General features: G+C 68.1%; 1 protein-coding gene. It reads right to left on the minus strand.

What is annotated here, in order from left to right; genetic code table 11:
- The coding region (locus tag GPA_RS01055) for a molybdopterin-dependent oxidoreductase (RefSeq protein WP_041238727.1) at window positions 1–1161 on the minus strand (1161 nt) is incomplete at its 3' end.
- Window positions 1162–1406 lie beyond the last annotated feature (245 nt).

Raw genomic sequence — 1406 nt, forward strand, 5'->3', positions numbered from 1 at the left:
CGTGGGCAGGCGGGCGCCTGTCTGGCAGCCGCCGGCGCAGGCGATGTTGCCGGTCATGGCCTGCAGCAGCATGGACGCCGACGCGCTGTAGTCGCCCATGTGGCGCTTCGCGCACGAGTAGAAGTACTGCAGGTGCACCGGCTTCGTCGTGCCGTAGAGGCGCGCGAACTCGCGGATGGTCTCGGCCGGCACCGCGCAGATGGGAGCCGCCCATTCGGGGGTCTTCTTGATGCCGTCCTCGCCCTCGCCCATGCAATAGGCGCGCCATTCCTCGAAGCCCACCGGGTCGACCCACCGGTCCACGAACTCGTGGTCGACGAGGTCCTCCTCGTAGAGCACCTGGGCCACGGCCAGCATCATGGCCAAGTCGGTGCCGGGGCGGATGGGAATCCACTGGTCGGCCAGCAACTCGGCCGACTGGGTGTAGCGCGGGTCGATGACGATGGTCTTGCACCCGTACTCGTGCGCGAGCTGCATGTAGTACGAGGACGGCCCGAACCAGGCCACCACCGGGTCCATGCCCCACATGACGAAGAGCTTCGAGTTGAAGATGTCGGACGCCTCGAAGCCCGGCAGCGCCTCGGAGAGGCCCTTGGCCGTCTTGGACAGGTCCACGCCCAGGTGCAGCATCTCGCCCGCCGCGTGGCCGGACGTGGAGTGCTCGCCCCAAGCGCCGAAGCCGGCCTCCCACCAGGGCGCGAGCGGGAACCCGTTCTTCTCGAAGCTCGGGTACTGCGAGTGGAAGATGCCGTAGGGGCCGTACTTCCCCTTGATCTCCACCATCTTCTCTGCGATGGTGTCGAGCGCCTCCTCCCAGCTGATGGGGACGAAGTACCCGCGCCCGGCGCCCTTCTCCCCCACGCGCTTCATGGGGTGGAGGAGGCGCGTCTCGGCGTAGAGCTCCTTCTTCCACGAATGGCCCATGGCGCAGGGGCGCATCTGCACGTTGCCCTTCCAGATGTTCTCCCAGCCGCAGTCCTCGCGGCTGTCGTTTCGGTTCACCGAGTCGTCCGGCTCGATCGCCGTTATGCGGCCGTCCTTCGCGTGGCACTTCAGGATGCACGCGCTGTCCCAGCAGCCGTTCGCCGGGCACGACGTGTAGAAGATGCGCTCCCCTTCGCGTCGGGCGCGGCTGGCCTCGATGATGCCTTGCTTGTCCATCGCTCCTCCTTCTCCTATGCCGCCCCTCGTCTCCGGGCGGGGCGATGAAGGCAAGGTTAGACCCCGCGGAGGGCGTCGGCTGGGCACGCAGGCGGATTCGCCGTCACGATAGGAAGCAGGGGGTGTAAGGGGATGCTCCGGGAAGCGCTCGCTTACCGCCGCCGTAAAGCGACGTTGACGGCCGGAAGCGCCAGGCACGTCCGCGGACGCGCGGCTGGCACGGGGCGGTGCCGTCGGGACGGGCG

This window comes from Gordonibacter pamelaeae 7-10-1-b (genome assembly GCF_000210055.1).
In the GTDB taxonomy this organism is placed as follows: Bacteria; Actinomycetota; Coriobacteriia; order Coriobacteriales; family Eggerthellaceae; genus Gordonibacter; species Gordonibacter pamelaeae.